Source organism: Nocardia sp. NPDC041819 (assembly GCF_055590505.1).
Map to the genome: position 1 here is coordinate 1 of NZ_JBVJAP010000005.1, position 26019 is coordinate 26019.

Below are 26019 nucleotides of genomic sequence, written 5' to 3' on the forward strand. Positions count from 1 at the left end.
CTGCTCAAGCGGCAAATGTACGGCCGTGCCGGATTCCAGCTACTCAGACACCGGATCCTGCTCGGATAGCCCACCACCGAAAGTGCGACAGAGCCGTTTCGGCGACAGCTGCGGAGCGCAGGCTTTGACGATGGCGTGCAGTCGTTCGGCGATGACCCGATCGGATTCCTGCATCCCCGCGATCTTCGCGAGCACGTCGTTCTCCCCGTCCGCCTTGGCCGCTCGGGAACCGCGGCGCGCGGCCGTCTTCAACTCTTGGGCGTGTTCTTTCATCGCGGCTCGTTCCTCGTCGGTGAATCCGACGGAAGCCTTGGTCTTCGCGGTGGTACGGGTAGCGGATTGCTGCGTGGTCATGAGCTGGTTTCCTTCGCTGCGTTCGTGGATGAGGTGGTGGCGGGGGATACGGCGCTCAGCGGTCCTGGATCAACCCGAGCACGTTGCCGTCGGTGTCGGTGACGGTGGCCACCAGGCGGCCGCCGCCCACATCGTGCGCGTGCTCCGTCACCGTGGCGCCCGCGGCGGTCAACTCGGCCAGCTTCGCCTCGACGTCGAGCACGTGCCAGTAGGCCACCGGTGCGGTCATGCCCTGCGGGCCGCCGCCGGGCACCAGCCCGATGTGCTGGCCTTCGGCCTCGAAACCGACGTAGTAGGACGTGTCGGTCTGCGGCGCCACGCCGAGCAGGGCGGCATACACCGCCTTGGCCGCCGCCAGGTCGGCCACCGGATGCAGCACGGTCTTGATTCCCTGGGTGGAAGAGCTGGTCATGATCACTCCTGAACTCGTCGGTCTGGTTGTTCCCGGTACCCGCCTGTCGAGGCGAACCGAACGTGCTCACAGCATCTCCTTCGGCGCCGCCGGCGCACATCCGTGGCGACCACGGAACCGACCACGGAACGCGGCACGGATCGCCCACGGTGGGTGCTGGGGCGCCGCGCGGAAGTGGTCCGTGGTGAGGGGCGCGGACAGGCCGGAATCAGCTCCCCACCACCGGAAACCGACCGCGGAGTATGAGTGCGGCGCGCGTACGGCAGAATCGGTGCCATGGCGGCGACGGTGGAGATCTCGGCTCGGGAGGCCGAGGTGCTGGCGCTGGTGGGGGAACATTTCAGCAACGCCGAGATCGGGGCGCGGCTGTTCATCTCCGTGCGCACCGTGGAGAGCCATGTCTCCTCGCTCCTGCGCAAGCTGGAGGTGCCGGATCGGCGGGCACTCGCCCAGCGAGCGTCCGATCGGCCTCGCACCGACCGGACGCACCCGGCGCCGGTTCTGCCGACACCGCTGACCTCGTTCGTCGGCCGGGCGCGGGAGCGGGCCGAGCTGACCGAGATGATCACGAAACATCGGCAGGTGACCGCCGTCGGCCCCGGCGGAGTGGGCAAAACCCGGCTGGCGCTGTCGGTGGCCGCGCAGATCGCGGGCGAGTTCTCCGACGGAGTGTGGTTCGTCGACCTGGTCCCGATCACCAGCGCGGATACCAGCGTGGTCGCCGGCACGGTCGCCCTCGCACTCGGCCTCGGCGAGCAACCCGGCCGTGCCATGGACGAGACCGTGCCCGCCGCGCTGGCCGACCGTCGTGCCTTGCTGGTGCTCGACAATTGCGAACACGTGCGGGACGGGGTGGCGCCGTTCGTCGAACGGCTGCTCGCGACGTGCTCTGGCGTCACGGTGCTCGCGACCAGCCGGGCCCGGCTGATGGTTCCGTTCGAACGGGTGTACGCCGTCCCGCCGATGTCACTGACCGGCGAGGGCGCATCGGATGCGGTCGAGTTGTTCATGGACCGCGCGGCCGCGGGCGGCTGGCCGCCGAATCATGCGCTGCGCGACGATGTCGCCGCGTTCTGTGCGAGGCTGGACGGGGTGGCGCTGGCGATCGAACTGGCCGCCGCCCGCTGGACCACACTCGGGCTCGACGGCCTCGAAGCCGGACTGTCCGACCAGCTGCGGATGCTGGCGGGGGGCTCGCGCGCCGAGGACCGGCACCGCTCGGTGCGGGCAGCGCTGGACTGGAGTCACACCCTGCTCGAGCCGGACGATCGAGTGCTGCTGCGCCGGGTGTCGGTATTCATGAAGTCGTTCACCGTCGCGGCCGCGGCACAGGTGGCCGCCAGCGAGAGGAGCGTTGTCGCCGACGGCCTGGCCCGGCTCGCCGAGCAGAGCCTGCTGGTGGTGACGGCATCCCCGAGCGGTACCGCATACCGTGCGCTGGAAACCATCCGCCAGTACGGGATGGAGCGGCTCACCGAAGCGGGTGAGCTGGACGACATCCGGTCCCGTCACCTGAGCTGGTGCCTGGCCGCGGCCGCCGAGCTGGCGGTGGTGGGAGCGGACTGGCGGCCACGATTCGACGCGGTGGCCGACGACTTCCGCGCCGCTATGGCGTGGGCGGGTGACCGGCCTCAGCAGCGCGCGGAGGCCGCCCGCTTCGCCCGGCAGCTGGCGCAACTGTGCTTCACCCGCAATCTGATCGGCGAGTCCCAGATGCGCTACGAGCAGGCGGCCGCGCTCGCGGACGACCCGGCCACCGCCGCCTCGATGCTGCGCCACGCCGCTTCCGCGGCCGGGTGCCAGATGCGGGGCGACGACATGCACCGCCTGCGCCGCGCGGCCGCCGACGCCGCCCTCCGATCCGGTGACCGCGCCGGCGCCGCCCGCGACCTGGCGACCGCAGCCGCCGACGCGTACCGGTTCGCGAGCAAGTTCGTCCGGCCCCTGCCGCCGCAGGAGGCGGCCGCACTCATCACCGAGGCGCGGCAGCTCGCCGGGGACGACCCGGCCGCCCAGGCCGCCGTGGCGCTGGCCGACACCGGGCAGGCGCTCACCGATGCCCTCACCGGCCGGCACTCCCCCGATGATGCTGCGGCGCACACCATCGAGCGTGCCGAACGGGCGGTCGAACTCGCGCACCGCGCGGGCGACCCGCTGGCCGAGTCCGCCGCTCTCGACACTCTCGCCGGTGCCCACAGCTTGGCCGGTGACGCTTTCGCCGCCGCGGACATCACGCGGCGGCGGATGGCGCTGCTGGAGTCCACCACGAACACCCCGGCCGACACCCACGAGCTGATCGACGCGCTCGGGGAGGCGGCCGAGGCCGAGCTCGGCGCGGGGGACCTGCGCGGCGCGCGCCGATGGGCGCGCCAGCTCGCGGATCATCCTTTGCTCGCCGAGGTCGGCCATCGTGCGACGAGCTGGCTACTGGTGACCGACGCCCTGGCGGGCAACGTCGATGAGGTACTCACCCACAGCGTCCGGTTCCTGGACGCGTGGCAGCGGGCAGGCAACCCCGCCAAGTCGGTCCTGGGACCTGCGGTAGCCGGTGTGGCGATGATCCACGACCTGCGCGGCGACCACGCCGCCTGGAGCGAATGGGACGCTGCGCTGCACCGGTTCGGCACGCCACCAGCACAGACCCACGGATACGGCGCGGTCTTCGACGCACTCACCATGCTCCACCGCGGGCAGACAACCGAAGCGCTGCAACGGCTGGCGGCCGAGCCCGGTGAGGTGTGGAGATGGGTCACGTGGATCTGGCTGCACTGGTATGTGGCGCTGCGGGCCGAGGCGGCCGTACTCGCCGGGGCCTCCGATGCCGGCGACCGCTTGGCCGAGGCCAAGACCATCGTCGCCGGAAACCCTGTCGCAGGCGCCATCGTGGAGCGAGCCGAAGCACTGCACGCCGGTGACCGGCAGCGGTTGCTCGCGACCGCAGCCGCGTTCGACGCCGCCGGTAGCCGCTACCAGTCGGCGCGGACCGAGGTGCTCGCCGGCGGCGATCATGCCGCCCGCGGCGCGGCCGCGCTCGCCGATCTCGGCTTGGCCCCGATGGCTCCCCTCGTTTCGTAAGCCGTTGCGGCGCGGGGGCCGGTGGATGGCCCCGGCGGGCGGGGGCGCATCAGAGGTAGCCTGTCCCGGAGGGAGGGAGGGCCCAATGCTGATCGACTTCGTTCCCGACGGGAATCTGTACCCCTTCGAGTCGCGGTGGTTCGACTCGTCCGTCGGCAGGGTTCACTACATCGATGAGGGGTCCGGGCCGCCGCTGCTGTTCTGTCACGGCGCCCCCACGTGGAGTTTCCTCTACCGCCACATCGTGAAGGACCTCCGCGACCGGTATCGGTGCATCGCCGTCGACTATCCCGGTTTCGGATTATCCGAACGTCCCGCTGATTTCGGCTACACGATCGGCGAGCACACCGCGGTCCTCGGCGAGCTGATCGATCACCTGCGGCTCGACGGGTTCGTTGTGATGGGACAGGATTGGGGCGGACCCATCGGGCTGGGCGCGGTCACCGCGCGTGCGGATCGGGTGAGAGGGATCGTGCTGGGCAACACCTCGTTCTGGCCCACCGAAGCGATGGCCAATCGGGTTTTCAGCATGATCATGAGCAGCACTCCGATGCAGCGGCGGATACTCGAGCAGAACTTTCTCGTCGAGCGCGTCCTGCTCGCCGAACTGGGGCGCAAGCTCACCGCGGCCGAGGCCGACCACTATCGCATGGTGCAGCCCACCGCGGAAGCCCGGGCCGCACTCGCCGTGACCCCCAGGGAAATTCGTGCCGCAGGTCCGCTGCTGGACAAACTGGCCCGAGACGTGCCCGTCCTGCTCGGCGACAAACCGACCCTGTTGGTCTGGGGAATGCGGGACATGGTGTTCCGCCCGAACGCCTGCATCCCGCGAATGCGCGCCGCCTTCCGCGATCTCGACGTAGTCGAGCTGCCGCGCGCGCGGCACTTCATCCAGGAACACGCACCGGACGTGATCGCGGCCGCGATCGCGCAGCGGTTCCCGTGAACACGCTCGACGAGCGTCACATCGATCCGGTGCCGCTCGACTCGTCGCGCCTAGTCGTCCTGCTCGGACCGGCGACGGAACCATCGTCGGATACGCCCGCCGATCCCGGTGACGCCCCGCGGTTCCGCGGCAGCGGTGCCGACGGTTTCCGGGACCGATGTCGCCTGGGCGAATCGCGCGTGCAGTTGTTCGCGAACCTGGTCGGGGGTATAGGCGCGGCGGCGGCGCTCGGCGCGCACCACCACGACACCGGTGGCAACCACACCGGCCGCACCCGCCAATCCCACTGCCTTCCACCACCTCATACCGCATAGGCTACGACCATGACGGGGACGGGCATCAGTCTCGACCGAGCGGTCGAGGTCGCCAGAACGGGCGACATCTGGCTTTTCCGTGGGCATTCCACGGCCGACCGGGTGATCCGGATGACGACGAACAGCCCGGTGAACCATGTCGGGATGTCCGTCGTGATCGACGATCTGCCCGCACTGATCTGGCACGCGGAACTGGGACGATCCCTGACCGACATGTGGTCGGGAACCGCCCATCGTGGCGCTCAGCTGCACAACTTGCGTGACGCCGTGCTCGTGTGGGCGCACCGTTACGGTCAGCGGGCCTGGTTGCGCCAGTTGGACCCTTCGGTCAGCCGGGAGATGGAAGACAGCGCGCTGCGTGCCATCGCCCGCCTCGACGGCACTCCGTTCCCGACCACCGCGGGCATGGCGGGGCGCTGGCTACGCGGCCGTGCCCGCCTCCCCCGCCGCGCGCCGAGTCGATCGGCTGCCCGGGAACTGGAGAACGCGTATTGCGCCGAAATCGTCGCCGCCACCTATCAAGCGATGGGACTGCTGCCCTCGCACCGTAGCCCCGACTGGTACGACCCGGGCCGATTCTGGAGCGGAGACGGACTACGCCTGTCCGGCGACTACGCATTGAGCGGCGAGATAGCCGTCCGCACGCCGGCTCAGCCGAGTTCTTGAACCAGAATCGTTCTCTCGCAGCGGACGATTCGTTCGCCGCCCCTGTCACGTCGAGATCAACGACATCCTCGTCGGCCTTCCGCTGACACGGATGACTGTTCGGACCGACCGAGCGGCCCGCATACGACTCGGCCAGTGGTCCGTCTCGTCGCCAGTGCCGCGCCGACGAAGCGGTCGGCTTCGCTACGACGGGTCGGATACCCGGCGGCACGCAGTCGTACGCACTCACAGCCGGTTCGAGACCGCGCGGACTCATAGCCGCGCACCGGTCGCTTTCTCGCGGTGTGCGAAACAACGCCGACCGGGTCGGCCGGCTCACATTGCCAAACCTAGGGTACCTAGGTTATAAACTAGACAGACTAGTTTTTCGGAGGTGTGCACGATGGCTCGAGCAGGGTTGACCGCGGAGCGGATCACGCTCGCCGCGGCCGATCTCGCCGACGAAGTCGGGTTGGACAATGTCACGATGTCGGCGGTGGCCAAGCGGTTCGGCGTCCAGGACGCGAGCCTGTATTCCCACGTCAAGAATCTCCGGGATCTCCGCGCGCGAGTAGCCGCCCTGGCGGCCACGGAGAAGACCGAGCTGATCGCCGCTGCGGTGGCCGGTCGCGCCGGACGCGACGCACTGGCCGCCTACGCCCACGCCTGGCGGGATTACGCCTTGCGTTTCCCCGGGCGCTACGCCGCGACCCAGCTCCCATTCGATCCCGAAATGGCGCACACCACGACCGGCGCACTGCGCGCCATCGAACTGACCTACGGCATGCTGCGCGCCTACGGTTTGGCCGAACCCGACAGCACCGACGCGGTCCGATTGCTGCGCAGCACCTTTCACGGATACAGCGTTCTGGAGGCGACCGGTGGCTTCGGGCACGCCCGCTCCACCGCCGACTCCTGGGAACGCATCATCGACGCCCTGCACCTCACCCTCGAGCAGTGGCCGACCGACGACAACGACAAGGAGCAACCATGAGATCCGGCACCCTGCAGGTTCCGGGAGCGACGCTGTACTACGAGGTGAGCGGCGCCGGACCGGTGCTGCTGTTGCTGCCGGGCAGCGGAGGCGACGCGGCGGTCTTCGATCCCATTCTCGAGCCTCTCGCCCAGCACTTCACCGTGGTCACCATCGACCCGCGCGGTTACTCGCGCAGCGTGCTCGAGCCCGGCCCACCGGCCGATATCGAGGTCGAGGTGCAGAGCGAGGACGCTCACTTGCTCCTCGAGCACCTCACACCCGCGGGCGAAGACGCCTACGTCTTCGGCGGCAGCGGCGGCGCGGTGGTCGCGCTGGACCTGCTCGCCCGCCATCCCCAGCGGTTGGGGCTGGTGATCGCGCACGAGCCGCCGTCTTTCGGCGTGCTGCCCGACGCCGCCGAGCACAAGGCGTTCGTCGACGAAGTGTACGAATTGTTCGAGACCGAGGGCCTCGCCGCCGCGGGCGCGCGTTTTCTCGAGGGGATCGGCGGAGGCGTGCGGATGCCCGATGCCGCCCAGCTCGCACCGCGGGCGGCGGCGATGATCGAACGTCTGCACGCCAACGCGCCGCGCAACATGAGACACGAATTGCGCACGATCACGTCCCACCTCCCGGACGTGGTGGCTTTGGAACCGGTCACCGACCGGCTCGTACTGGGGGCGGGCCGGGAAAGCAGGGGCAAACTCCCGTACCGTCCCGCCCAGACCCTCGCCGAGCAACTGAACATCCCGCTGACCGAGTTCCCCGGCGGGCACAGCGGATTCACCGACGCGCCTGACGACTTCGTCCAGCTGATGCTCGAGTTGCTGCTGGCCGCCCGCGTGAACTGAGCGACAACCGGTCGGGCCCGGATACCCCCGGTCGGGGTGCCGGTAAGAATCGTGTCACCTGGTACATGAAGCTGGCGTAAAAGCGGCCCCGCGCTCGTTGATGGGGGGTGTAGCTTGCCGGCCGTGATGAGGAGCTGGACCAGGACGAGCTGATCGACCGGTGGACATTGCTGGGCAAGGAACCGGAGTTGGTCGCGTGCGAGCGGGGCGCGCAACCTGCGCAAACCGAAATCCCAGGTCGGAACCCGGTGGGGAGTGGTGCCGCTGATCGACATGGTGAAAGAAGCGGCGCTGCGGATCCCACCGGTGGGTCAGCGGCTCGGCAGCATGTGGGCGAGAAATGCGGCTGTATCGTGGCGGGCGTGCGGCAAGAGCGTGAAGTGGTCGGCCGCGGGGTAGACAAGCAGGCGGCTTTCGGTGCCGCTTCGTTCGAGTTGTTGCTGGAGCAGGACGGTGGTCGGGATCGGTTGCACAGTGTCGGCTCCGCCCTGCAGAAGCAGCAGCGGCCGGTCGTAGCCGGTCGTGGGCGCGGCCATGTACTCGCGGAGTGCGGCTGTCAGGGCCGGATCGGACAGGGGTTCGGCGAACAGCTGACTGAAGGGACGACCGGTGAGGGCTTGTTCCGCTGACCTCAGGCAGTCTTCCGCGGACTCCGCGATGGCCACCACATGTTTGCCTCGTTCGCTCAGGTGGTCGGCGACCCCCAGCTCCGGATGCGCGTGGTCGAGGCCGGCCAGGATCATCAAGACCCTGAGCTGCAGTCCCGCGGGGAACGGCACAGCCAGGTCCGGTCCGGAGAGCGCGGAGATCAACTGCTCGTAGTTGCTCGTCGGAGCGAATGCGGCGGTGCCGCGCAGATCGAGTTCCGGTGCGTAGCTCGAAGACAACTGTGCCGCGTGCAACACCGCATGCCCGCCGATCGAATGTCCGGCCAGCGCATAGGAATCCGATAGGTCCGGCTCGACGAGGCGGCCGGCTCGGACGATATCGAGCACCGCGTGTCCTTCCGCGCGCCCGGAAAGATACTCGTAGCGCCCGGGCGCCCCGAGCCCGATGTAGTCGGTGGCCACCACGGCGTACCCCTGGGCTAGCAGGTCGGTCAGCTGCGGTGTTTCGTCGTGTGTATCCGCGATCCCGCCGAGGAGACTGGGTGCACACCCCTGTGCCATCCCGCTCGTGCCGTGCGCCCAGGACACCACCCGCCACCCGCCCGGCGGTGCAGTCCCGGCGGGCAGGTAGACGTTTCCGCCGCTGATCGCCGGCTCGCCGTCGCGGCCGGTGGTTCGATAGACGAGCCGATACCCCTCGCCCGCGGCGGGAATAAGTTCGGTCGCCTCCAGCGACCGGGACGACACGATGGTTCCGGGGCCGCTCGAAGCCACCGGGTCCGCCGCTGCCACTCCTGCGGCCGGTACCGCGCATCCGGCGACCAGCAGCGCCGAAATCGCGCGTAGTACGGCGATCCGCACGCCTGGACCGGTTGTCGTGTTTCGCATAGAACGCCTTTCATGTAATGGGTTGAACGAAAGGAAGGTGCCGGGTATGGCCGCTTCGCCGACCGGCCGTAGCCCTCAACCGGCGGCCGGAGTCGGCACACCGCACTCGCGGGCACGAGCGACTACGGATGTCGGCCCGCTCGCCCGAACGGGAACGGTGCCCTTTCACGAACCGCCGTGAGCCCGCCGGATCGCCGCCGGATTCGGCGACTGAGGCGGGCACGTCTGCTCGCCGGGCCGTGCCAGCAGGTGGGTCCGGAGGTAACCGAGGATCTCGGCGCGGGCCGGCCGGGCCGCGGGAACCAGTCCGGGCATGGAAAGGAAGGCGTGCACCGCCTCCGGATAGTGCGTCAGCGTCGCGTCGACGCCCGCCTGCCGCAGGCGGTCGGCGTAGGCCGGGGCCTGGTCCGCCAGCGGGTCCAGCCCCGCGGCTTGGATGAGCGCCGGGGCCGCCCCCGCGAGGTCGTCACGCAGCAGGGGGGTGATCGTCGTGCGATCGAACGGTTCGGGAATCGCGAAACGCAGCATGGCACGGCAGAAGGCCGGCGTCGGGCTCGGTGCGTCCGCGTTCTCGGTGAACGAGTGATAGTCGAATATACGGTCGGTCCAATCGAGTTGCGGATTTATCAGCACCTGCGCCCGTACCGCCAGCCCGAGTTCGCGGGCGTGGATCGCAGTGAGCGCCGCGAGCGTGGCTCCCGCGCTGGCGCCCAGCAGGGCGATTCGGGCGGGGTCCGCGCAGAACGCCGGGGCTGATTCGGCCAGCTGGGCCGCGGCGTCGTGGGCGTCTTCGACGAATGCGCCGATCCGATGTTCGGGGGCCAGCCGGTAGTCGACGGAGGTGACCACGGCCGGAAGGTTCGCCGCCAAGTGTCCGAGCAGCCAATCGTCCTGATCCGGTGCACCGCCGAGGAATCCGCCGCCGTGGAACGCAATGATCAAAGGCAGCGCCGAGTCTTCCCGGTCGGGCCGGTAGACCCGCACGTCCACGCGTCGTTGTGGGAGATCGAGTGTGTGCGTGGTGATGCGTGCGCGCTGATCAGGCTTGCCGGTGACCAGTCTGCCCAGTGCCGAGCGGCGCTTGTGGGCCTGAGCCTCACGTACCTCGATGATCTGTTCGGGGGTGATCGAATCCCAGTCCGGCTCGGTGGTAAGCGCGGACAGAATACGAACTCGCAGTGGAACTTTGCCTTTCACGCCATCGATTCTCGATCCGGTGGGCACGTCCCGCGTCCGTCAGCGGTCGGCACTGTCTACGTCGATCCCCGTACGCAGATCGCAAACGTCTGCGCGGGAGGTCGTAGCCGCGCGGACGTCGACGAGGACCGAGCCGCGTGGCGGTGGTGCCGGACGAATGCGATCGCCGTCGCGGGCTGCCGCAGCTAGGGCTGGGTCAGCCCGGTCTGGTAGGCGATGGCGACCAGCAGGGCGTCGCCGTCTGCGATCACCCGGATGGCGTGCAGCAGTTCGGCGAGCGCGGGCATCCCTCGATTCCGGATCAGGGCATCTGGATGAATCACTGCCACAACCTGCCGCACGCACATCAGGGGATGATGCTGCACGTACGCTACGTACGGTGTCACCACTCCGTTCGGCGGCATGCGGGACGCAGGCTCCCGACGCCACCATTGACGAGCGCACCGTCCCGCAGCCCTGGCGCGGCGAGGTCCTGCTGCGTCCCGGTGTGCTCGCCTTCAGCGGATCGATCGGACCGACCGGCACCCACGCCCACCACGCCGTCCAGGTGATAGTCGGGGCCGGCCCGATCACCGTTGCCGGCGACCACGCCGAGTGCACCGGTACCCACATGATCATCCCCGCCGATGCATCGCATCGCGTTCTGCGCGGCGCCCCCGCAGGTATCGCGGTGTTCCTCGATCCGGACAGCACCGCCGGCCGTGCCGCCACGCACCGCGCCCACACCGCCGGCTGGTCCGGCGGACCGGCGCTGTCCCTGCCCGATCAGGATGCGCCGGTGGCCGTGGTCGTCACCGAACTGATGGCGATCTTGGCGCCGCACAGCACGGCCGTCTCCCACGCCGTCCGCCACCCGGCGGTGGCCTCCGCGCTGCACTGCCTGCCGGTCGTCGTCGCCTCCGGGACCGTTCGCACCGCCGATCTCGCCGCCCGCGTTGGCATTTCGGCGAGCAGACTGACACATCTTTTCACCGCTCAGGTCGGGCTGCCGCTGCGCCGCTACGTGCTCTGGTTGCGGCTGATGATCGCGCGGGACGCGGTGGCCGGCGGCGCGGACCTCACCACCGCCGCGCACGCCGCCGGGTTCGCCGACAGCGCCCACCTGACTCGCACCTGCCGGGAGACCTTCGGCCTGCCGCCCTCGGCGCTGAGCCGGAACCTGTCCTGGCACAACGATTCGCGATAGCCGATTCGTTCAAGCCGGATGCGGTGTCGAGCCAGCACGCTCAACGCATGCACACGACCATACTGTTGGCGGCACAACGGATCACGCGGTATGCCTATGTACCGTTCATGCTGCTCGGGCTCAACGGGCTCGGTATCGCCCTCTCGGCTGCGGGCGCCCCGAAATACTGGCTCCTCGCGATCCTGGCCTCGGCGATCGCAGCCTCGTTTCTGGCCGAACGGATCATCCCGTACGAGCAGGGCTGGAACCACGACCTCGGCGACAGTCGCCGCGACCGCATCCACGCGACGGTCAACGAAACCCTGATCCTGATCAGTGTCGCCGCCATTCCGCTGCTGGCCGCGATCGTCCCGAACGCGCGGATCTGGCCCGGCGAGCTGCCCTTCGCCGGACAGGTCCTCCTTGCCGTACTGATCGCCGACTTCGGCATCACCACGGTGCATCTGGCCAGTCACAAGATCGGGCTGCTGTGGCGATTCCACGCCGTGCACCACAGCGTCATCCGGTTCTACGGACTCAACGGCCTGATGAAACATCCCGTCCACCAGACCGTCGAGATGGCCGCCGGCGTCGCGCCGCTGATCCTGCTCGGCCTGCCCGTCGACGTGGCCTCCGTCCTCGCCCTCGCCGTCGCGATCCAGCTGCTGCTCCAGCACTCCAATGCCGACTACCGTGTCGGTCCCGCCGGATACGTCCTCGCGCTCAACGCGGGCCACCGCTTCCATCACCTCAAGTGGGCCGGTATCGGCGACGTGAACTTCGGGCTGTTCACCCTGCTCTGGGACCACCTCTACCGCACCTACTCCTACGATCCCGGCCGGCGCTTCACCTCCGAACAGCTCGGCATGGCGGCCAAACCCGACTACCCGGTCGACTACGCCCGCCAGCTGATCCACCCGTTCACCGCCGCGGGCGGCTGCGGGACGACCACCACGAACACATAGACGCGACGCTTCCGATTCCGGCGGCGGCGCAGAACGGGAGGTTCGGGGCGAGAACCGATTCCGCCCGGTGTCGCCCCTGCAGATACCTCCTGACTTGCCGATCCTTTGACCACGCCCAGCGCGCCGTGTCAGCTGTCTGGCAGCCGGCTGCTGGTTCCGGGCGTCCGGCCAGCGTTCCGTTAGACGATCGGCCACCGGAACACCAGGCGGCGCGGGCCCGGTCCCAGCTCACGGGTGTTCCGTAGAGGTGTTCGGTGAACCGTCCCGGTGAACCCCGCTATCTGGAACACTTTCGACATGGGTGAGCTGTTCCGCGTCGGATTCTGCCGCTGCTCCACCGACGAACAAGACGTAGAGATCCAGACCGACCAGCTCCCTCGCGCTCGGTGTTCCGCGCGAACGGATCTACCATCCACCGCATCATCAGCGGCGCCGCGCCACGGACGTAGCACCCACGGCGCTCATGTACCTGGTGACAAGGTTCTTACCAGCACCCTCGGTCGGCGGGCCGCAGCGGATTCCGGCGGGCGGTCAGCCACCACTCGCCTGGGTCCGCGCTCCTGATTCCATTCCAGGCAACTATGTTCTCAGTGAATTCCACCCAGCGGAATCAGCTCTCGCTGCGCGGGCGTACAGGTGTTTCCGAGCGCCACCTCGACGGCTCACCGTGGCAGGATCATCGATTTCAGGTCCGGCAGGTTGCCGATGCGCTGGGATACGGGCCGTTCCGGCGCATCGGTTTGCGGAGAGCCGGTTTCCCGCAGCCGCGTACGCACTTCGGCGGGCGTCTTGCGTCCGGCCGCGGCCGCGCTCATGCCTTGGAAGCTCGTGACGACGCCGACTACGATCGGGGAGGCGCTCGAGGTTCCACTGAACACGTCGGTGTACCAGAGGTCCTCGTCGGGACCGCCTTGCAGATCGCCGTACCCGGTGGTGGTGACTTCCAGACCCCACCCTTGCACGTCGATTCGTTCGCCGTAGTTGGAGAAAGACAAGCGGGAGCGGGGCGGGCCGTAGTCACGGCCGTGGAAACCGGGTGGGGGTGCACCGGCTCCGACGAGGATCGCCCCGGAGTCGGCCTCGCCACCGCGGAACGGATTGCGCCATGTGCTCGGGAACTCCGCCGGGCGGTTGTCGTAGAGCGCGGCGTCGAGGTCTTCGCCGCCGTTCCCGCCCGCCTCCACCACGACCACGCCCTTGCCGATCGCGTACCTGATCGCGGCGAAGTCGTCGGGCCACCACTCGATCGCGATGTAGCCGCGCTGGTCCGGGCGGTTGGCATAGGTGAAACGCGGTCCCGGCCGGTGCAGTTCGAGCAGCAGCACGTCGCCGGGGTTCAGCGTGTCCGCGGCCGAGCGGATCGCGGTCGCCGATCCGGTTCCGAAGATCGACACCGCGCGGATGTAGGCCTCGGGCACGATGCCGGTGATGCCGTGGGCATTCACATCACCGCTGATCACACCGGCGACCGCGGTGCCGTGGTCGCGCCAGCCCTGCTCCGGTGAGGGGCTGCCTCCGATCACACCGCCCTGGTTGACCCGCAAATCCTCGTGGGTGAACCGCCACGCGCCCTCGACATCCACCACTCGCACGCCGGTCCCCCGCCCCCCGGGAACAGTCCAGGCCCACCGCGCGTCGACGCCCTGCGGCGCGGCGTCCAGATACCCCTGCCGCACGACGAAATCCGGCGTCACCGGCGGCGCCTCGGCAGCGGAGCGGCCCGTGATCGCTCGAACGCCCTCCGGTGCGATCGGCGGTTCGGCGGGCGGCTTCACATAGGCTGCCGCCACCTCCTCGGCGGCCCGCAACCGCGCGGCCAGCTCGTCGAGTTCGCCGGTGACACCGGTGACGTAGAAGTAGTTCAGATATTCCGCACCGGTCTCCAGATGCGGGCTACCGGCGAGCCGGCGCTCCAAGCGGTTGGCCGGTCCGAAGATGCGCACCAGTTCGCCGCCGGGCGGCAGCAATTCCTCCAGACGTGCTTGCGCGCTGTGACTGTCGCGCACGGCGATCGGCGTGATCGCGGTGTCGGCGCCGCGGGCGACCACGATCAGCTCGGCGGGTGACCGGAGCTCGGAATGCTGGGATGCCATGGCGCCCAGTCAACCTGGATTCCGCACGCCTCGCCACCGGATGGGTGCCGGGGTCAGCCGTCGAGGCGCATGGTCGCCACCATGCCCGGCATCGCGACAACGCCGCGCCGGGTACCCGCGGCGAACCACGCCTCCATTGTCCCGATCGCGAGCAGGCACGGTCCGGCCACCCAGCCCAGTGCGTCCGGCGAGTCGAACGGCACCGCGGCCACCAGCCCGCCGAGCACCAGCGTGACCAGTCCGAACAGCTCTTGGCGTCCGCGTCCGGGCAGGTCGTCGACCCATACCGCCACGGTGGCGTGACAGATCCCGCGGATCGCCCACGCCAATCCGATCCAGAACGACAGCAGCAGAGTCGAATTCCCACCCGCGAAGCACAGCATCGCCAGCAGGGCCGACAGCCCACCGCTGACCAGCACCAGCACTCGCAGCGCGGTGACGAAGCGGGCGCCGATCGCGACCACCAGCTGTAGGACACCGTTGAGCAGCAGGTAGCCGCCGGACAGCAGTTCCGCTGTCGGCAGCGACTTGTGCGGCCACACCGCTAGGGCCACACCCATGATCATCGAGCAGGCACCGGCCACCAATACCGTCTGCCGGGCTGCGCCGGCCAGTGGCTCCGCACGCCCTCCGATCTCGGTCTCGGGCATAGCTACATGATATGACCGAAGCGGCGGTTAGCGACTCGTTTGCCCCATCATGGCCGCATCGTCGCCCATGCCGGGGGCACAGCCGAAGGTCGCCGTACCCGAATCACTTGATGAACGAGAGGAATACGCCGGTGGCCTCGGCACCGAGGCGCCATGGTGCACTGCCCCGACCGGCGATCCCCGCCTCGGCAGGCGCGCCCCGGGGCCGGCCAAGAGGCGATGGAGTCGTACGACTCGGCCATCTACCGGGATGTCCGTGTTGCGCGCATCGTCCTGCGCCGAACCGAATCCTTCTGCCAGAGAGATGTGTCGGCGGTGCGCACGGAGTCGGAGAAGTCCGTCCATCAGGCGTCGTCGCGTGACACAGGTTCGGTCGCGGGCGATTTGCGGCGCGTTTCGGCGAGGAGTTCGTCGAGTTGGGCTTCGGCGCGTTCGGCGCGGGCGAGGGTCTGCGCCCGGGCCTCGTCGAGCGCTTCCAGACGCTGGGCGGCTTCCGCGCGCACCTTGTCCAGAGCCGCGGCGGCTTCGGTTCGGGCGGTGGCGAGTTCGGCCGCCGCGGTGCGTCGGAATTCGGTGAGCTCGGCGCGGGTGGCATCGAGTTCGGTACGCACTCTGCGCCATTCGGCGCGCGCCTCGTCAGCGGCTTCGGCTCGCTCGGCGGCGGATCTCTCGGCGCGTTCGGCCGTTCGCTCGGCGTCCGCCGCGCGCTGCACGGCGAGATCGCGTTCGGAGTGGGCGGCCGCGACCAGCGCCGACGCTTCGCGCCGGGCGTTCTCGATATCGGTCTCCGCACGGCGTTCGGCGCGCTGAACTCGTTCTGCGGCTTCTTGTTCGACGCGTTCGGCGTGCTCGGTGGACTCGCGGCGCACGCCGCGGATCTCGGCTTCCGCGGCGCTGCGGGCAGCGAACACGTCGTCGGCCGCCTGCTTGGTGACGCGTTCGACTTCGCGTAGCGCGTCCTCACGCGCCGCATTCGCTTCCGCGATCAGCGCTTCGGCTTGCTCGGCGGCGCTGGCGGCGTCGTCGGCGGCGGATTCGGCGAGTTCCCGGGCCTCCTGTGCCTCCCGCCGCGCCTGCTCGGCCGCCACGGCAGCGCCCTCCGCCTCGGCGATCCGCCGGGCCGCGTCCACCTGCACCGCCTGTACCTGCGCCTCGGCGATCGCCGGGTCGGCCAGCGTGGACAATTCCGCGACGGCGGCATTCAGCGTGGTGTTCAACTGTTCGGCCAGTCCCCGGAACTGGGTGAGCAGCTCGTCGGCGCGCAACCGTGCGACGGTCACCGGCCCCGGTTTCGTCACCGTGACGGTAGCGGCCGCGGCTTCGGATTCCTGTTGCTGCCGTTGCCGTTCCCGCCACGCGCGCCAGCGCGTGTGATCGGCCCGGTCGCAGTACTCCGAGGGACGACCAGGCCCTGCCGCGCTCGTGATGGGACGAGAACAACCCGGGTAGTTGCACACCTTCGACACCGCAGAATCGTAGCCCCGGTGGCGTCGCAACCCGACCCGCCGCCTGGCACCCCGGCGCTTCCCCTTGTCCGACAAATCCTAGGGCCGGACTTGTCCTAGGTACGTCATAGTGTGATTCTCATGAGCACAGAGATCACCCCTTTCCGGATCGACGTCCCCCAAGAGCAGCTCGACGACTTGAATCGGCGGCTGGACGCCACCCGCTGGACCGACGCGGATCCCGAGGCAGGGTGGGCGCAGGGCATCCCGCTCGACTACACCAGGGAACTGGCCGGCTATTGGCGCAACACCTACGATTGGCGCGCCCAGGAGGCCCGGCTCAACTCTTTCCCGCAGTTCCGTACCGAGATCGACGGCCACGACGTGCACTTCCTGCACGTCCGCTCGTCCGAACCCGACGCCCTGCCGCTGGTGCTCACACACGGATGGCCCGGATCGATCGTGGAATTCCTCGAGGTGATCGGACCGCTGACCGACCCGGTGGCGCACGGCGGCAACACGCAGGACGCGTTCCACGTCGTCGTGCCGACCATCCCCGGGTACGGGTTCTCCGGCCCCGCCGTGGGCTGGTCGACCGCGCGTGCCGCGCGGGCCTGGGCGGAACTGATGCGCCGCCTCGGCTACGACCGCTACGCCGCACACGGCGAAGACACCGGTGCCGCGATCTCCCGGCAGTTGGCGGTGATCGACGCCGAGCACCTGGTCGCGGTGCATCTGACGATGATCGCCTCCGCCACCGTCACCGCCGAGACCGCCGACCCCGACAACCCTGCCGAACAGCGTGCCCTCGAACTGGCGCGCCGCGCCCAGTACGAACTCGGCGCCTACGCGATGCTGCAAGCCAGTCGCCCTCAAACGCTGTCCTACGCGCTCGCCGATTCGCCGGTGGGGCAATTGGCCTGGATCGTCGAACGATTCAAGGACTGGACCGACTCCACCGACGCACCCGAGGACGCCGTCGACCGTGACGCGATGCTGACCAACGTCATGATCTACTGGCTCAACGCCACCGCGGGCTCGTCGGCGCGCTACTACTACGAAGGCGCCGCCACCTGGGGAATGCCCGAACCCCGGACCGATGTCCCGGTCGCCGTGGCAGTCATGCCGCACGACCTGGGCATCCCGGTCCGCCGCATCGCCGAACGAAACCACAACATCGTGCGCTGGACCGAATTCGAGCGCGGCGGGCACTTCGCCGCCATGGAAGAACCCGACCTCATCATCGACGACCTGCGCGCGACGTTCCGCGCATACCGCAGATAGGAAGCCGACTCGCCGCGATCCGCGCCAGCGCCTGTCTCCGGTCTGCGCGAAATCCTCGGCAGATGCTGTCCGGCAGGCCCGCTCACCGGCGTGATGGCTTTGTCGGCGCTCGAGTCCTGACCCCCGATAAGTGAACCTTATCGGGGGTCAGATCGCGTGTGGCACTTCGATGATCGCGGACTAAATACGTTTCGTAGCGTTGGTTGTGACGAAACGAAATATCAACGGAACGTATCAAAAACTGGGTACCCCCGGGTGGGTGCAGATTTCGTCGAATGAGGATCGACCCGACCGACGAGAGGCTCGGCAAACGGATAAGGCTCGGCATGGGGCCGGATCGCCGCGTCGGCCGGGAAGAAAGTGACGCGGTCCCCCCGCCGCCCGGCATCGGAGGTGCGGTCGCGGCGAATCTGCGCCAGGACGGCGGTGCGGGGTTGTGGGACAGTCTCCCGAGATCCGGCGTGCAGGAAAGTGCCGGCGCTCCGTCGAACCGACCAAACCCGGGCGAGAACGTTCGTACGGAATCCGGCGCTGAGGAGCTATCGCCTTACGGAGCCTCGCGAAGTACGCGCGCGTGTCCGATGAAGGTCTTCTGCGCTTGCAGGCTGATACAGATCCCGCCGCGCGTCGTCATGGCCGATGTGGTCGTGCGAATTGTCTGTGGCCGGGAGAGGAACGTGGATGAGTGAGACATCTATCCCGTTGCACGGCGCGGCATTCTTATGCCCTGCGCTCATGGAGTTGGCCCGCTGCCGACGCTGTGACCTGGGGTGGGACGTCCTCGATGGCACAACGAGCGTGTGACTCCACCGGTGTGGGTGGTCCGTTCGACTTCGCCGTTGTGCGAAGCGGCATTTTATGTCCTCTCCGGCAGGCCAATAGCGTCGGATTTCATGGATCGGAATTTTCAGTCGGCGGAAGAACTCGCGGCTGCGTTGCATGCTGGTGAAGTGACATCGGTGGAATTGACCGAGGAGGCGATCGCGCGTATCGAGCGGGACGACAAGGCGATCAACGCGATCTGCGTACCGGATTTCGACCGTGCGCGGGCCGCCGCGCGCCGTGCCGATGAGGCGCGCGCCCGCGGCGAGGATCGGCCGTTGCTCGGTATTCCGGTGACGGTCAAGGAGTGCTACAACATGTCCGGACTGCCCACGACCTGGGGCATACCGCAATACGCGAACTATGTGCCGACCGAGGACGCGGTACAGGTGTCGCGGCTGAAGGCGGCCGGCGCGGTGCTGCTCGGTAAGACCAATGTGCCGATGATGCTGCGAGATCTCCAGAGCTTCAACGAGATCTACGGCACCACCAACAATCCGTGGGATCACGGCCGCACCTCGGGTGGGTCGTCCGGCGGTTCGGCGGCGGCCCTGGCGGCCGGGTTCGGCGCGCTGTCCATCGGCTCCGACCTCGCCGGTTCGCTGCGCACCCCCGCGCATTTCTGCGGCGTCTACGGACACAAGCCGACACTCGGGCTGTTGCCGACCCGCGGCATGGTCGCGCCGCCCGCGCCGGCCTTGCCGATCGACCTCGACCTCGCCGTCGTCGGTCCGATGGCGCGCACCGCCCGCGACCTCGCGCTGCTGCTCGACGTGATGGCCGGACCGGACCCGCTGACCCACGGCGTCGCCTACGACGTCGCACTGCCGCCCGCGCGCCACGAGCGGCTGTCGGACTTCCGTGTCCTGATCATCGAGGACCATCCGCTCATTCCGACCGGATCGGCGGTGCGGGCGGGCGTGAACCGGGTCGCCGAAGCGCTCGTCGACGAGGGCGCCCGCGTCGAACGGCGCAGTCCGCTGCTGCCCGATCCGACCGAAGCGGCGACGCTCTACATGCTGTTGATGTTGTCGAACGCCGCCACGAGCCTTTCGGTCGACGTGTACGAACAGCTGCAGACCCGCGCCGCCGCCCTGAGCGCGCACGACCGGAGTCTCGATGCGGCGCGGCTGCGCGGCATGGTGCTCAGCCACCGCGACTGGGTCGAGGCGAACAACCGTCGCGAACTCCACCGCCAGGGCTGGCGGCAGCTCTTCGCCGAGTTCGATGCCGTGGTGTGCCCCATCACGCCCACTCCCGCCTTCCCGCACGACCACAACGGAGATCTGGAGGACCGGCACCTCGACATCGATGGCGTCGAGTACCCGTACTTCGACCAGCTCGTCTGGGCCGGTGTGGCCACCATGCCCGGCCTGCCCGCCACCGCCATACCCGCGGGCCGGTCCCCGGAGGGGCTGCCGGTGGGAGTGCAGCTCATCGGTCCGATGTTCGAGGACCGCACCCCGCTGCGGCTGGCCGAACTGCTCGAGCAGAAGATCGGCGGCTTCCGGGCACCCCGAGAGGGCGCACTACCGGGTGCCCGTCGAGGACGAGGCGCGGATGACGAATGACGAGCCGCTCGCACAGACGGTTCCACAGCGCCACCCTGAGAGAAGCGGTTGCCTCCGAGACGCGTTGGCACCTTTCTGATCGCGGGCGTGCTCCCGTGGTGTCGTAGGCTGATTTCTCGCGCCGGACGTTCCGGCGCGGACAGCCGAACACCGATATGAACGCGGGAGCCGAGCCATGGACGATCGTTCCAGCGTGGTCGCGGTTCCCGAGTCCGTGCGCACCGAGTTGCGCCGTGGGGTGCGCAGCGTATTGGTGGATGCCGCGGCGTTGCGGTTGGTGCGTGATCGCTTCGACGACGGCCAAGCCGGTTCGCTGCGCCGCTATCTGGAAGCGTCCCAATCGGCGAACACGCTGCGCGCCTACCGGTCCGACTGGGTGGCGTGGTCGGCATGGTGCGCCACCGAGGGCCGCCAGGCATTGCCCGCCGACGCGCTGGATGTCGCGGTCTATCTGGCCGCGGCCGCCGACGCACGCCGCGACACCGGCGAATGGGCGTTCGGTCCGGCGACGCTGGAACGCAAGTCGGCCGCCATCGCGGCGGTGCACGCGGCCAACGGCCTGCCGTCGCCGACGCGATCGGATGTGGTGCGCCTGACGCTGCGCGGTATCCGCCGTACCCGCCGCACGCAACCCAAACGCAAACGCCCCGTCCTGCTGCACACCCTCGACCAACTGCTCGGTGGGCTCCCCGAACCGGGCTGGCCCACCGAACCCGCCCGCCGCAGGGACGCGCTCGCACTGCTCGTCGGTTTCGCCGGCGCGTTGCGCCGCAGCGAACTGGCCGGTTTGCGCATCGGGGACGTCGAGGTGGGCCTCGACCACACGACCGGCGAACCGATCCTGCTGATCCGGCTGCCCGCGACGAAGACCGACCCGACCGGCGCCGCGGAACAGCGCGTGGCCCTTCCGCGTGGCCGCCGCCCCGCCACCTGCCCGGTCTGCGCCTTCGCCGATTGGTTGCGGCTGCGCGAAGTGCACGCCGCCGCAAGCACTTCGGGCGTTCGCGCTTGGCTCGCCGATCTTCCGGCGAGCTCCGCCGACATCCACCGGTGCCACGGCTTCACCGGCACGACGCTCACCGATGCGGACCTTCCGCTCTTTCCCACCATCACCCGCCACGGCGCGATCGGCGCCCACGCGATGTCGGGGCGCGCGGTCGCCGAACTGGTGAAGCGCTATGCGGCCCGGGCCGGGCTCGACCCCGCCTTGTTCTCCGGCCATTCGCTGCGTGCCGGATTCGCGACCCAGGCCGCGCTCGGCGGCGCCAGCGACCGCGAGATCATGCGCCAAGGCCGCTGGTCCAACCCGCGCACCGTCCACGGCTACATCCGCACCGCCAACCCACTCGAAGACAACGCGGTCACCAAGCTCGGATTGTGACCGCAGAAAGTTTGCCACCCGAGAGATCGAGCGGACAATTCTCACCGATATCCCGACGTAAGTGCAGTTGGAATGCGTGCCGTCGGTCAAATTGCGGTGAATCTGAAGATATGCTGGATGTGTGCTGTCAGTGCCGGCGCCGATGCTGGCCGTCTCCGGACGGCCACCGCGGGAACACGGCCGATGGGCATTCGAGATGAAATGGGACGGCATTCGCGCCATCGCGCGCTGCCGGGACGGGGACTGCCGTTTCTACAGTCGCAACAAACGTGATCTGAGCGGGTCGTTTCCCGAGCTCACGGCGGCGCTGGCGGATCTGGGCGAGCGCGGCGAGCTGATCCTGGACGGGGAGATCGTCGCGCCCGATCCGAGGACGGGGGCGCCGTCGTTCGGTCGCTTGCAGCGGCGGATGCATGTGGTCTCGCCCAGCGCGGAGTTGCTGCGCGGGTTCCCGGCGCAATATCTCGCCTTCGATGTGCTGGCCGCCGACGACGAGGTCCTCCTGAATCTGCCCTATACCGAGCGCCGCGAGCGCTTGGCCGGGCTCGCGCTCGACCGGCCGTCGGCCCGCACCCCGCCGCATTACACCGATGTCGACCCCGACCTGCTGATGGAGGTCGCCCGCGAGCACGGTCTGGAGGGAATCGTCGCCAAGCGTCTGGATTCCGCCTACTACCCCGGCCGCCGCTCCCCGTGGTGGATCAAGACGCCGCTGCGTAGGACGACGGAGGTCGTCGTCGCGGGTTGGCTGCCCGGCACAGGGCGTTTCTCCACGACGTTCGGTTCGCTCGCGCTCGGCGCCTACGACGACCACGACCAGTTGGTGCATATCGGCAACGTCGGCACCGGGTGGACCATGCACGATCGTCGCGCCCTGCAAGCACGCCTGGACGAATTGTCCCGCCCGGATACTCCTTTCGACGTTCCCCCGCCGCGCGTGCTCGCCGCGTCCGCGCACTGGGTGGAACCCGTCCTCGTCGCCGACATCGAATATCGCGAAGCCACCCCCGAGGGCCTGCGCCACCCCAGCTGGCGCGGATTGCGCCCGGACAAGACCCCGCATGAGGCGAAAGTGCCTTCATAGCATCAGGTGCAACGCTGTATTGCTGATTGATCACTACGTTTATACTGGTAGATCGGTTTTCTCGCGAGCGAACCCTTCGATCTCGGCGTTGCCGACCTGCGCTTCTGCACTGGATGCATCAATGTTGGTTGCATCTGATACAACATTCCGGTGGACGAGGCTCCGGGGTCGGCGCGGCTGGTTCTAGCGAGCAACGTGGTGCACTTGAACGCCGAAGAAGCGGTGTTCGAGGCGATGCTGGAAGGCTGGGCGCGCCAACAGCGCGCTCGGTTCCTGAACGAGAAAGGCACGATTCGCCTGCGGCTGCGGCTCGTACGCAGTCTCGCCACGTTTTCGAATCTTTATCATGGCAATGGAATCCGGGTGAGGCCGAGGCATGGGCAAGTCATCTGATATCTGGCCAGACATCGATACGGTTGTCGACGTTGCGAAACTACGAGATCACTACGGCTGTTTTGCGACTGAAGACGTGCTACGCCTTCGGTCTGCGGCGCAGCGAGGTGTCGATGCTGGACATGGTGGATCTGCGCCGCAATCCGCAGGTCCCGCAGTTCGGGCGGTTCGGCTGCGTGTCGGTGCGCTGCGGCAAGCCCACTCGTGGCGGTCCGCCGAAGCGGCGCACAGTGTTGCTGGTCGGGGCGGCGAGCGCTGCGACCCGCACGACCTGCCTTCGCTGCGCCGCCCGTGACATGGGGCGAACACCATTGGCGAGGCTAGTGGCCAGCGCTGGGCGTATCTGAATTGCCGCCGATCCTGCTGTACTCGCGATGTCCTCTGAATAGGTTGGGGCTCCGCGACTTCGGAGTCCCTACCGGACCTGCACGATTTCTCCACACTTGGTCACCTGATCGGACATAACTGGTCGATATAGTGACCGCGTGTTTGCTCGTGATACATCGTGGAATCGCTTGAACCGTCTCGCGTACATATTGCAGGTCGTTGCCGTCGGCGCGCTGGCTGCGGCGTGGCTGACGATCGGGCTCGGACTGTTCTCTGGGCCGGGAGCAGATCTCGAAGCGGGTGGCCGCTTCGCCGCCAACTTCACGGTCTATTGGCCGTTCCTGTTTGTGATCACCCCGGTGCTGGTCGTCACTGGCCTTTTCGGGCTGTTGCCATACTGGTTCGCGCCTGGCGGCACCATCGCGGGTGGAATGATTGCCAGTTTTTTCGCTCAGTGGGTGGGAACCGAGCTGTACTTGTCCGACTACAAGCCGGAGCTACCCGGACGCCTCGACACGAGCGTCGCCGCGGCCTGCTTCGCAGTTGCCGCAGCGTTCACCGCAGCCTTCGTGCACCTGTATAGCAATCGATCCGGTCGGACGCGTGCCGCCTCGATGCGAGGCGGCGCGGTGCTGGCAGTTGCCATTCTCGTCAGTGCGGTGGTCACGATTCCGCCGCTGATCGCAGGCAGCGGCACCCCGTCAGGTGTCCTGGCTGGGCTCGTCACCAACCCCGATTGCGGCAGGAAAGTGTCGGACTGGACGGACGAGGGGCAGACGACCGTCTATACGGGCGACGTGACACAGTGGTATCCGCCGAAGGACGGGCCGGACAACGTGTTCAAGGTCCTGGTCACTCTGGGTAACGGCACGGGCAGCATCGAAACCACCCCGCCGACCGCGATTTCGTTCCGAGACGAGCTGCCATTTCGGTCGGGCCCGCCGGCAACTGAATTGCTGCTGTATCAGCCTGGTACCGGCAACGGGTTCGCGTTTACTCGCCTGCGCGATCCGAAGTGTGAGGCCGGCAGTAGCCGGGTGGTTTCGGCGACCTATCACTATCAGGATTACGGCGGAACGAGCGACTCTCGGCTTCAGGGCAAGGTATCTCGTAGCGAGTAACACGTTGGCAGGTGTGTTGACAGCCGTCGCTGATCCGGATGTCCGCACATGCCGCTGATCGCGCTGACTGAGCACCCATCATGACGCGTGGGAGATCGATCAGCCGCGCCAATCGGATTCGCCTCGCGCCGCCTGCCGGCTCACTCCCCCAGCCCGGGTCCGGTGGCGCGAACGGCGCCGTCCTCGAAGACCAGCCGATAGATCGCGGGCATCGGCATCGCGCTGTGGAACGCCCAGCCCACCTCGCGGCGACCGAACCCGATCAGCGCCCGGGAGATGAAGGTTCCGTGGCTGCCGATGACGACGGTCCGGCCGCGGTGCCGCTGCGCCAATTCCGTCAGGATCGCGGTGGCACGGCCGGTGAGCTGCCGCAAACTCTCACCTCCGGGCCTGGCGAAGGACGGGTCGGCCCAGCTCAGGGCGTAGTAGCGGACATAGTCGGGAGTCGGACCGATTCCGGAATCCCACTCGCGTAATCGGTTGTGGGTGAGGACCGGAAGGCCGGTGAAACGGGCCAGCGGTTCGACGGTTTGGACGGCTCGCAGGTAGGGGCTGGAGACGATCGCGGCGGGTTGTTCGGCGGCCAGTTCGGTGACCAGTCGCTCGGCCTGACCTCTACCCGCGCCGGTCAACGAACGCTCGTGGTCACCCGGTCCGCCCGGTCGCGGGATGAAGGGCTGCGCATGGCGAACCAGAACGAGCACCGATCGCGTGGACACCTGCCGCACTCCCCTTCCCTCCTTCCGGGTCGTCTCATCAGCACGGGGCTCGACTGAAACGACCGCGATGTGTCTACTCCGGTGCGCCGATGACGAACTCGGCCGGTTCGCCGTGGGCGGCGGTTCGGCTCGCACGCACCGAAGGGAACGCCGACCGGTCGTGCGCGAGGCGCCGCACCACCTCGGGAAGCAAGGTGTGTTCGGCGTCGAGGACCCGTGCGCCGAGGGTGTCGGCGGTGTCGCCGGGCAGGACCGGCACCTCGGCCTGGGCGAGGACCGCACCGGAGTCGTATTCGCCGGAGACGAGATGGACGGACGCACCGCTGACGGCGTCTCCGGCGTCGAGGACGGCTCCGTGCACGTGCCTGCCGTACATGCCGGGGCCGCCGTGGCGGGGTAGCAAGGCGGGGTGCACGTTGATGATCCGGTCGGCGAATTCCGCTTCGGTGCGTGGCCCGATCTTCTTCAGGTATCCGGCGGTCACCACGAGGTCGGCAGAGTGCTCGACGAGTGCGGCGCGGATGGCTTCGTCCGGGTCGTCGTGGGTACGCCCGGACAGGTGCCGGGCGGGGATCCGGTGGTCGCGGGCGTAACGCAGCGCACCGGAGTCGCTGTTGTTGCTGATGACGAGCACGATCCGGAACTGTGCACCCGGGTCGAGGCAAGCGTGGTGCAGCGCACGCAGATTGGATCCGTTGTGGGAGGCGATCACCGCGACCCGAAGCTCCGGCAT

General features: G+C 68.5%; 23 protein-coding genes and 1 pseudogene. 13 read left to right on the plus strand and 11 right to left on the minus strand.

Annotated features, from left to right (window positions below; translation table 11 throughout):
* Positions 1 to 39: 39 nt before the first annotated feature.
* Positions 40 to 354, minus strand: a complete 315-nt coding sequence (locus ACZ6DL_RS16930) for a hypothetical protein (RefSeq protein ID WP_466052022.1) — start codon at positions 352 to 354, stop codon at positions 40 to 42.
* A gap of 55 nt (positions 355 to 409) precedes the next feature.
* Complete coding sequence (locus tag ACZ6DL_RS16935; protein ID WP_466052024.1) at positions 410 to 766, minus strand: VOC family protein; 357 nt, start codon at positions 764 to 766, stop codon at positions 410 to 412.
* Positions 767 to 1042: 276 nt separating this feature from the next.
* On the opposite strand from ACZ6DL_RS16935, the gene ACZ6DL_RS16940 reads away from it, so the two are divergent.
* The gene (locus tag ACZ6DL_RS16940) at positions 1043 to 3841 is read left to right on the plus strand and encodes an ATP-binding protein (protein WP_466052026.1); all 2799 of its coding nucleotides are present in this window, start codon (positions 1043 to 1045) and stop codon (positions 3839 to 3841) included.
* 85 nt (positions 3842 to 3926) lie between these two features.
* Positions 3927 to 4787, plus strand: a complete 861-nt coding sequence (locus ACZ6DL_RS16945; RefSeq protein ID WP_466052028.1) for a haloalkane dehalogenase — start codon at positions 3927 to 3929, stop codon at positions 4785 to 4787.
* Between the two features lie 50 nt (positions 4788 to 4837).
* Here the strand turns inward: ACZ6DL_RS16945 and ACZ6DL_RS16950 are convergent, their stop codons facing one another.
* Positions 4838 to 5092 (minus strand): hypothetical protein, encoded by a 255-nt coding sequence (locus ACZ6DL_RS16950; protein WP_466052030.1) that lies wholly within the window; start codon positions 5090 to 5092, stop codon positions 4838 to 4840.
* 18 nt (positions 5093 to 5110) lie between these two features.
* Between ACZ6DL_RS16950 and ACZ6DL_RS16955 the strand changes: the two genes are divergently transcribed.
* The 3 genes from ACZ6DL_RS16955 to ACZ6DL_RS16965 all read left to right on the plus strand — a co-directional run bounded on the left by ACZ6DL_RS16955 (position 5111) and on the right by ACZ6DL_RS16965 (position 7573).
* Positions 5111 to 5767 (plus strand): hypothetical protein, encoded by a 657-nt coding sequence (locus ACZ6DL_RS16955; RefSeq protein WP_466052031.1) that lies wholly within the window; start codon positions 5111 to 5113, stop codon positions 5765 to 5767.
* A 382-nt stretch (positions 5768 to 6149) separates the two neighbouring features.
* Positions 6150 to 6740 carry a TetR/AcrR family transcriptional regulator gene (locus ACZ6DL_RS16960; RefSeq protein WP_466052033.1) on the plus strand — a complete coding sequence of 197 codons (591 nt, stop codon included), beginning with the start codon at positions 6150 to 6152 and terminating at the stop codon, positions 6738 to 6740.
* Positions 6737 to 7573 carry an alpha/beta fold hydrolase gene (locus tag ACZ6DL_RS16965; RefSeq protein WP_466052035.1) on the plus strand — a complete coding sequence of 279 codons (837 nt, stop codon included), beginning with the start codon at positions 6737 to 6739 and terminating at the stop codon, positions 7571 to 7573. The genes ACZ6DL_RS16960 and ACZ6DL_RS16965 overlap by 4 nt, the downstream gene beginning before the upstream one ends.
* Positions 7574 to 7884: 311 nt before the next feature.
* Here ACZ6DL_RS16965 and ACZ6DL_RS16970 read toward each other — a convergent pair whose 3' ends face one another.
* The 3 genes from ACZ6DL_RS16970 to ACZ6DL_RS16980 form a co-directional block, all read right to left on the minus strand.
* A complete protein-coding gene (locus tag ACZ6DL_RS16970; protein WP_466052036.1) occupies positions 7885 to 9069 on the minus strand; it encodes an alpha/beta fold hydrolase in 1185 nt (394 codons plus the stop codon).
* Positions 9070 to 9234: 165 nt separating this feature from the next.
* Complete coding sequence (locus tag ACZ6DL_RS16975) at positions 9235 to 10266, minus strand: alpha/beta hydrolase (RefSeq protein WP_466052039.1); 1032 nt, start codon at positions 10264 to 10266, stop codon at positions 9235 to 9237.
* A 185-nt stretch (positions 10267 to 10451) separates the two neighbouring features.
* On the minus strand, positions 10452 to 10589 hold the full coding sequence (locus tag ACZ6DL_RS16980) for a hypothetical protein (RefSeq protein ID WP_466052041.1): 138 nt from the start codon (positions 10587 to 10589) through the stop codon (positions 10452 to 10454).
* Positions 10590 to 10645: 56 nt separating this feature from the next.
* Between ACZ6DL_RS16980 and ACZ6DL_RS16985 the strand changes: the two genes are divergently transcribed.
* Positions 10646 to 11452 carry an AraC family transcriptional regulator gene (locus ACZ6DL_RS16985; protein ID WP_466052042.1) on the plus strand — a complete coding sequence of 269 codons (807 nt, stop codon included), beginning with the start codon at positions 10646 to 10648 and terminating at the stop codon, positions 11450 to 11452.
* A gap of 47 nt (positions 11453 to 11499) precedes the next feature.
* Positions 11500 to 12396, plus strand: a complete 897-nt coding sequence (locus tag ACZ6DL_RS16990; RefSeq protein WP_466052044.1) for a sterol desaturase family protein — start codon at positions 11500 to 11502, stop codon at positions 12394 to 12396.
* Positions 12397 to 13058: 662 nt separating this feature from the next.
* Here ACZ6DL_RS16990 and ACZ6DL_RS16995 read toward each other — a convergent pair.
* The 3 genes from ACZ6DL_RS16995 to ACZ6DL_RS17005 all read right to left on the minus strand — a co-directional run bounded on the left by ACZ6DL_RS16995 (position 13059) and on the right by ACZ6DL_RS17005 (position 16437).
* Positions 13059 to 14489 (minus strand): S8 family peptidase, encoded by a 1431-nt coding sequence (locus tag ACZ6DL_RS16995; protein WP_466052046.1) that lies wholly within the window; start codon positions 14487 to 14489, stop codon positions 13059 to 13061.
* A gap of 53 nt (positions 14490 to 14542) precedes the next feature.
* Positions 14543 to 15139, minus strand: coding sequence for an HdeD family acid-resistance protein (locus ACZ6DL_RS17000; protein ID WP_466052048.1), 597 nt, complete (start codon positions 15137 to 15139; stop codon positions 14543 to 14545).
* 344 nt (positions 15140 to 15483) lie between these two features.
* Positions 15484 to 16437, minus strand: a complete 954-nt coding sequence (locus tag ACZ6DL_RS17005; protein ID WP_466052050.1) for a coiled-coil domain-containing protein — start codon at positions 16435 to 16437, stop codon at positions 15484 to 15486.
* A gap of 288 nt (positions 16438 to 16725) precedes the next feature.
* Here ACZ6DL_RS17005 and ACZ6DL_RS17010 point away from each other — a divergent pair, with 288 nt between their 5' ends.
* From ACZ6DL_RS17010 to ACZ6DL_RS17035, 6 genes and pseudogenes are all read left to right on the plus strand, one after another.
* Entirely contained in the window at positions 16726 to 17868 is a 1143-nt protein-coding gene (locus tag ACZ6DL_RS17010; protein ID WP_466052052.1) for an epoxide hydrolase family protein, read from the plus strand.
* Positions 17869 to 18668: 800 nt separating this feature from the next.
* On the plus strand, positions 18669 to 20261 hold the full coding sequence (locus tag ACZ6DL_RS17015; RefSeq protein WP_466052054.1) for an amidase: 1593 nt from the start codon (positions 18669 to 18671) through the stop codon (positions 20259 to 20261).
* A gap of 175 nt (positions 20262 to 20436) precedes the next feature.
* Entirely contained in the window at positions 20437 to 21642 is a 1206-nt protein-coding gene (locus ACZ6DL_RS17020; RefSeq protein ID WP_466052056.1) for a site-specific integrase, read from the plus strand.
* Positions 21643 to 21784: 142 nt separating this feature from the next.
* Positions 21785 to 22726, plus strand: coding sequence for a non-homologous end-joining DNA ligase (gene ligD, locus ACZ6DL_RS17025; RefSeq protein ID WP_466052676.1), 942 nt, complete (start codon positions 21785 to 21787; stop codon positions 22724 to 22726).
* A 234-nt stretch (positions 22727 to 22960) separates the two neighbouring features.
* Positions 22961 to 23361: pseudogene (locus ACZ6DL_RS17030) on the plus strand (hypothetical protein); the annotation flags it as partial.
* Between the two features lie 243 nt (positions 23362 to 23604).
* Complete coding sequence (locus ACZ6DL_RS17035) at positions 23605 to 24567, plus strand: hypothetical protein (protein WP_466052058.1); 963 nt, start codon at positions 23605 to 23607, stop codon at positions 24565 to 24567.
* A gap of 140 nt (positions 24568 to 24707) precedes the next feature.
* On the opposite strand, the gene ACZ6DL_RS17040 is transcribed toward ACZ6DL_RS17035, so the two are convergent.
* Together ACZ6DL_RS17040 and purN are read right to left on the minus strand one after the other, a co-directional pair.
* Positions 24708 to 25286: a histidine phosphatase family protein gene (locus ACZ6DL_RS17040; RefSeq protein WP_466052060.1), complete on the minus strand. Its 579-nt coding sequence runs from the start codon at positions 25284 to 25286 to the stop codon at positions 24708 to 24710.
* A 73-nt stretch (positions 25287 to 25359) separates the two neighbouring features.
* Entirely contained in the window at positions 25360 to 26019 is a 660-nt protein-coding gene (gene purN, locus ACZ6DL_RS17045) for a phosphoribosylglycinamide formyltransferase (RefSeq protein ID WP_466052062.1), read from the minus strand.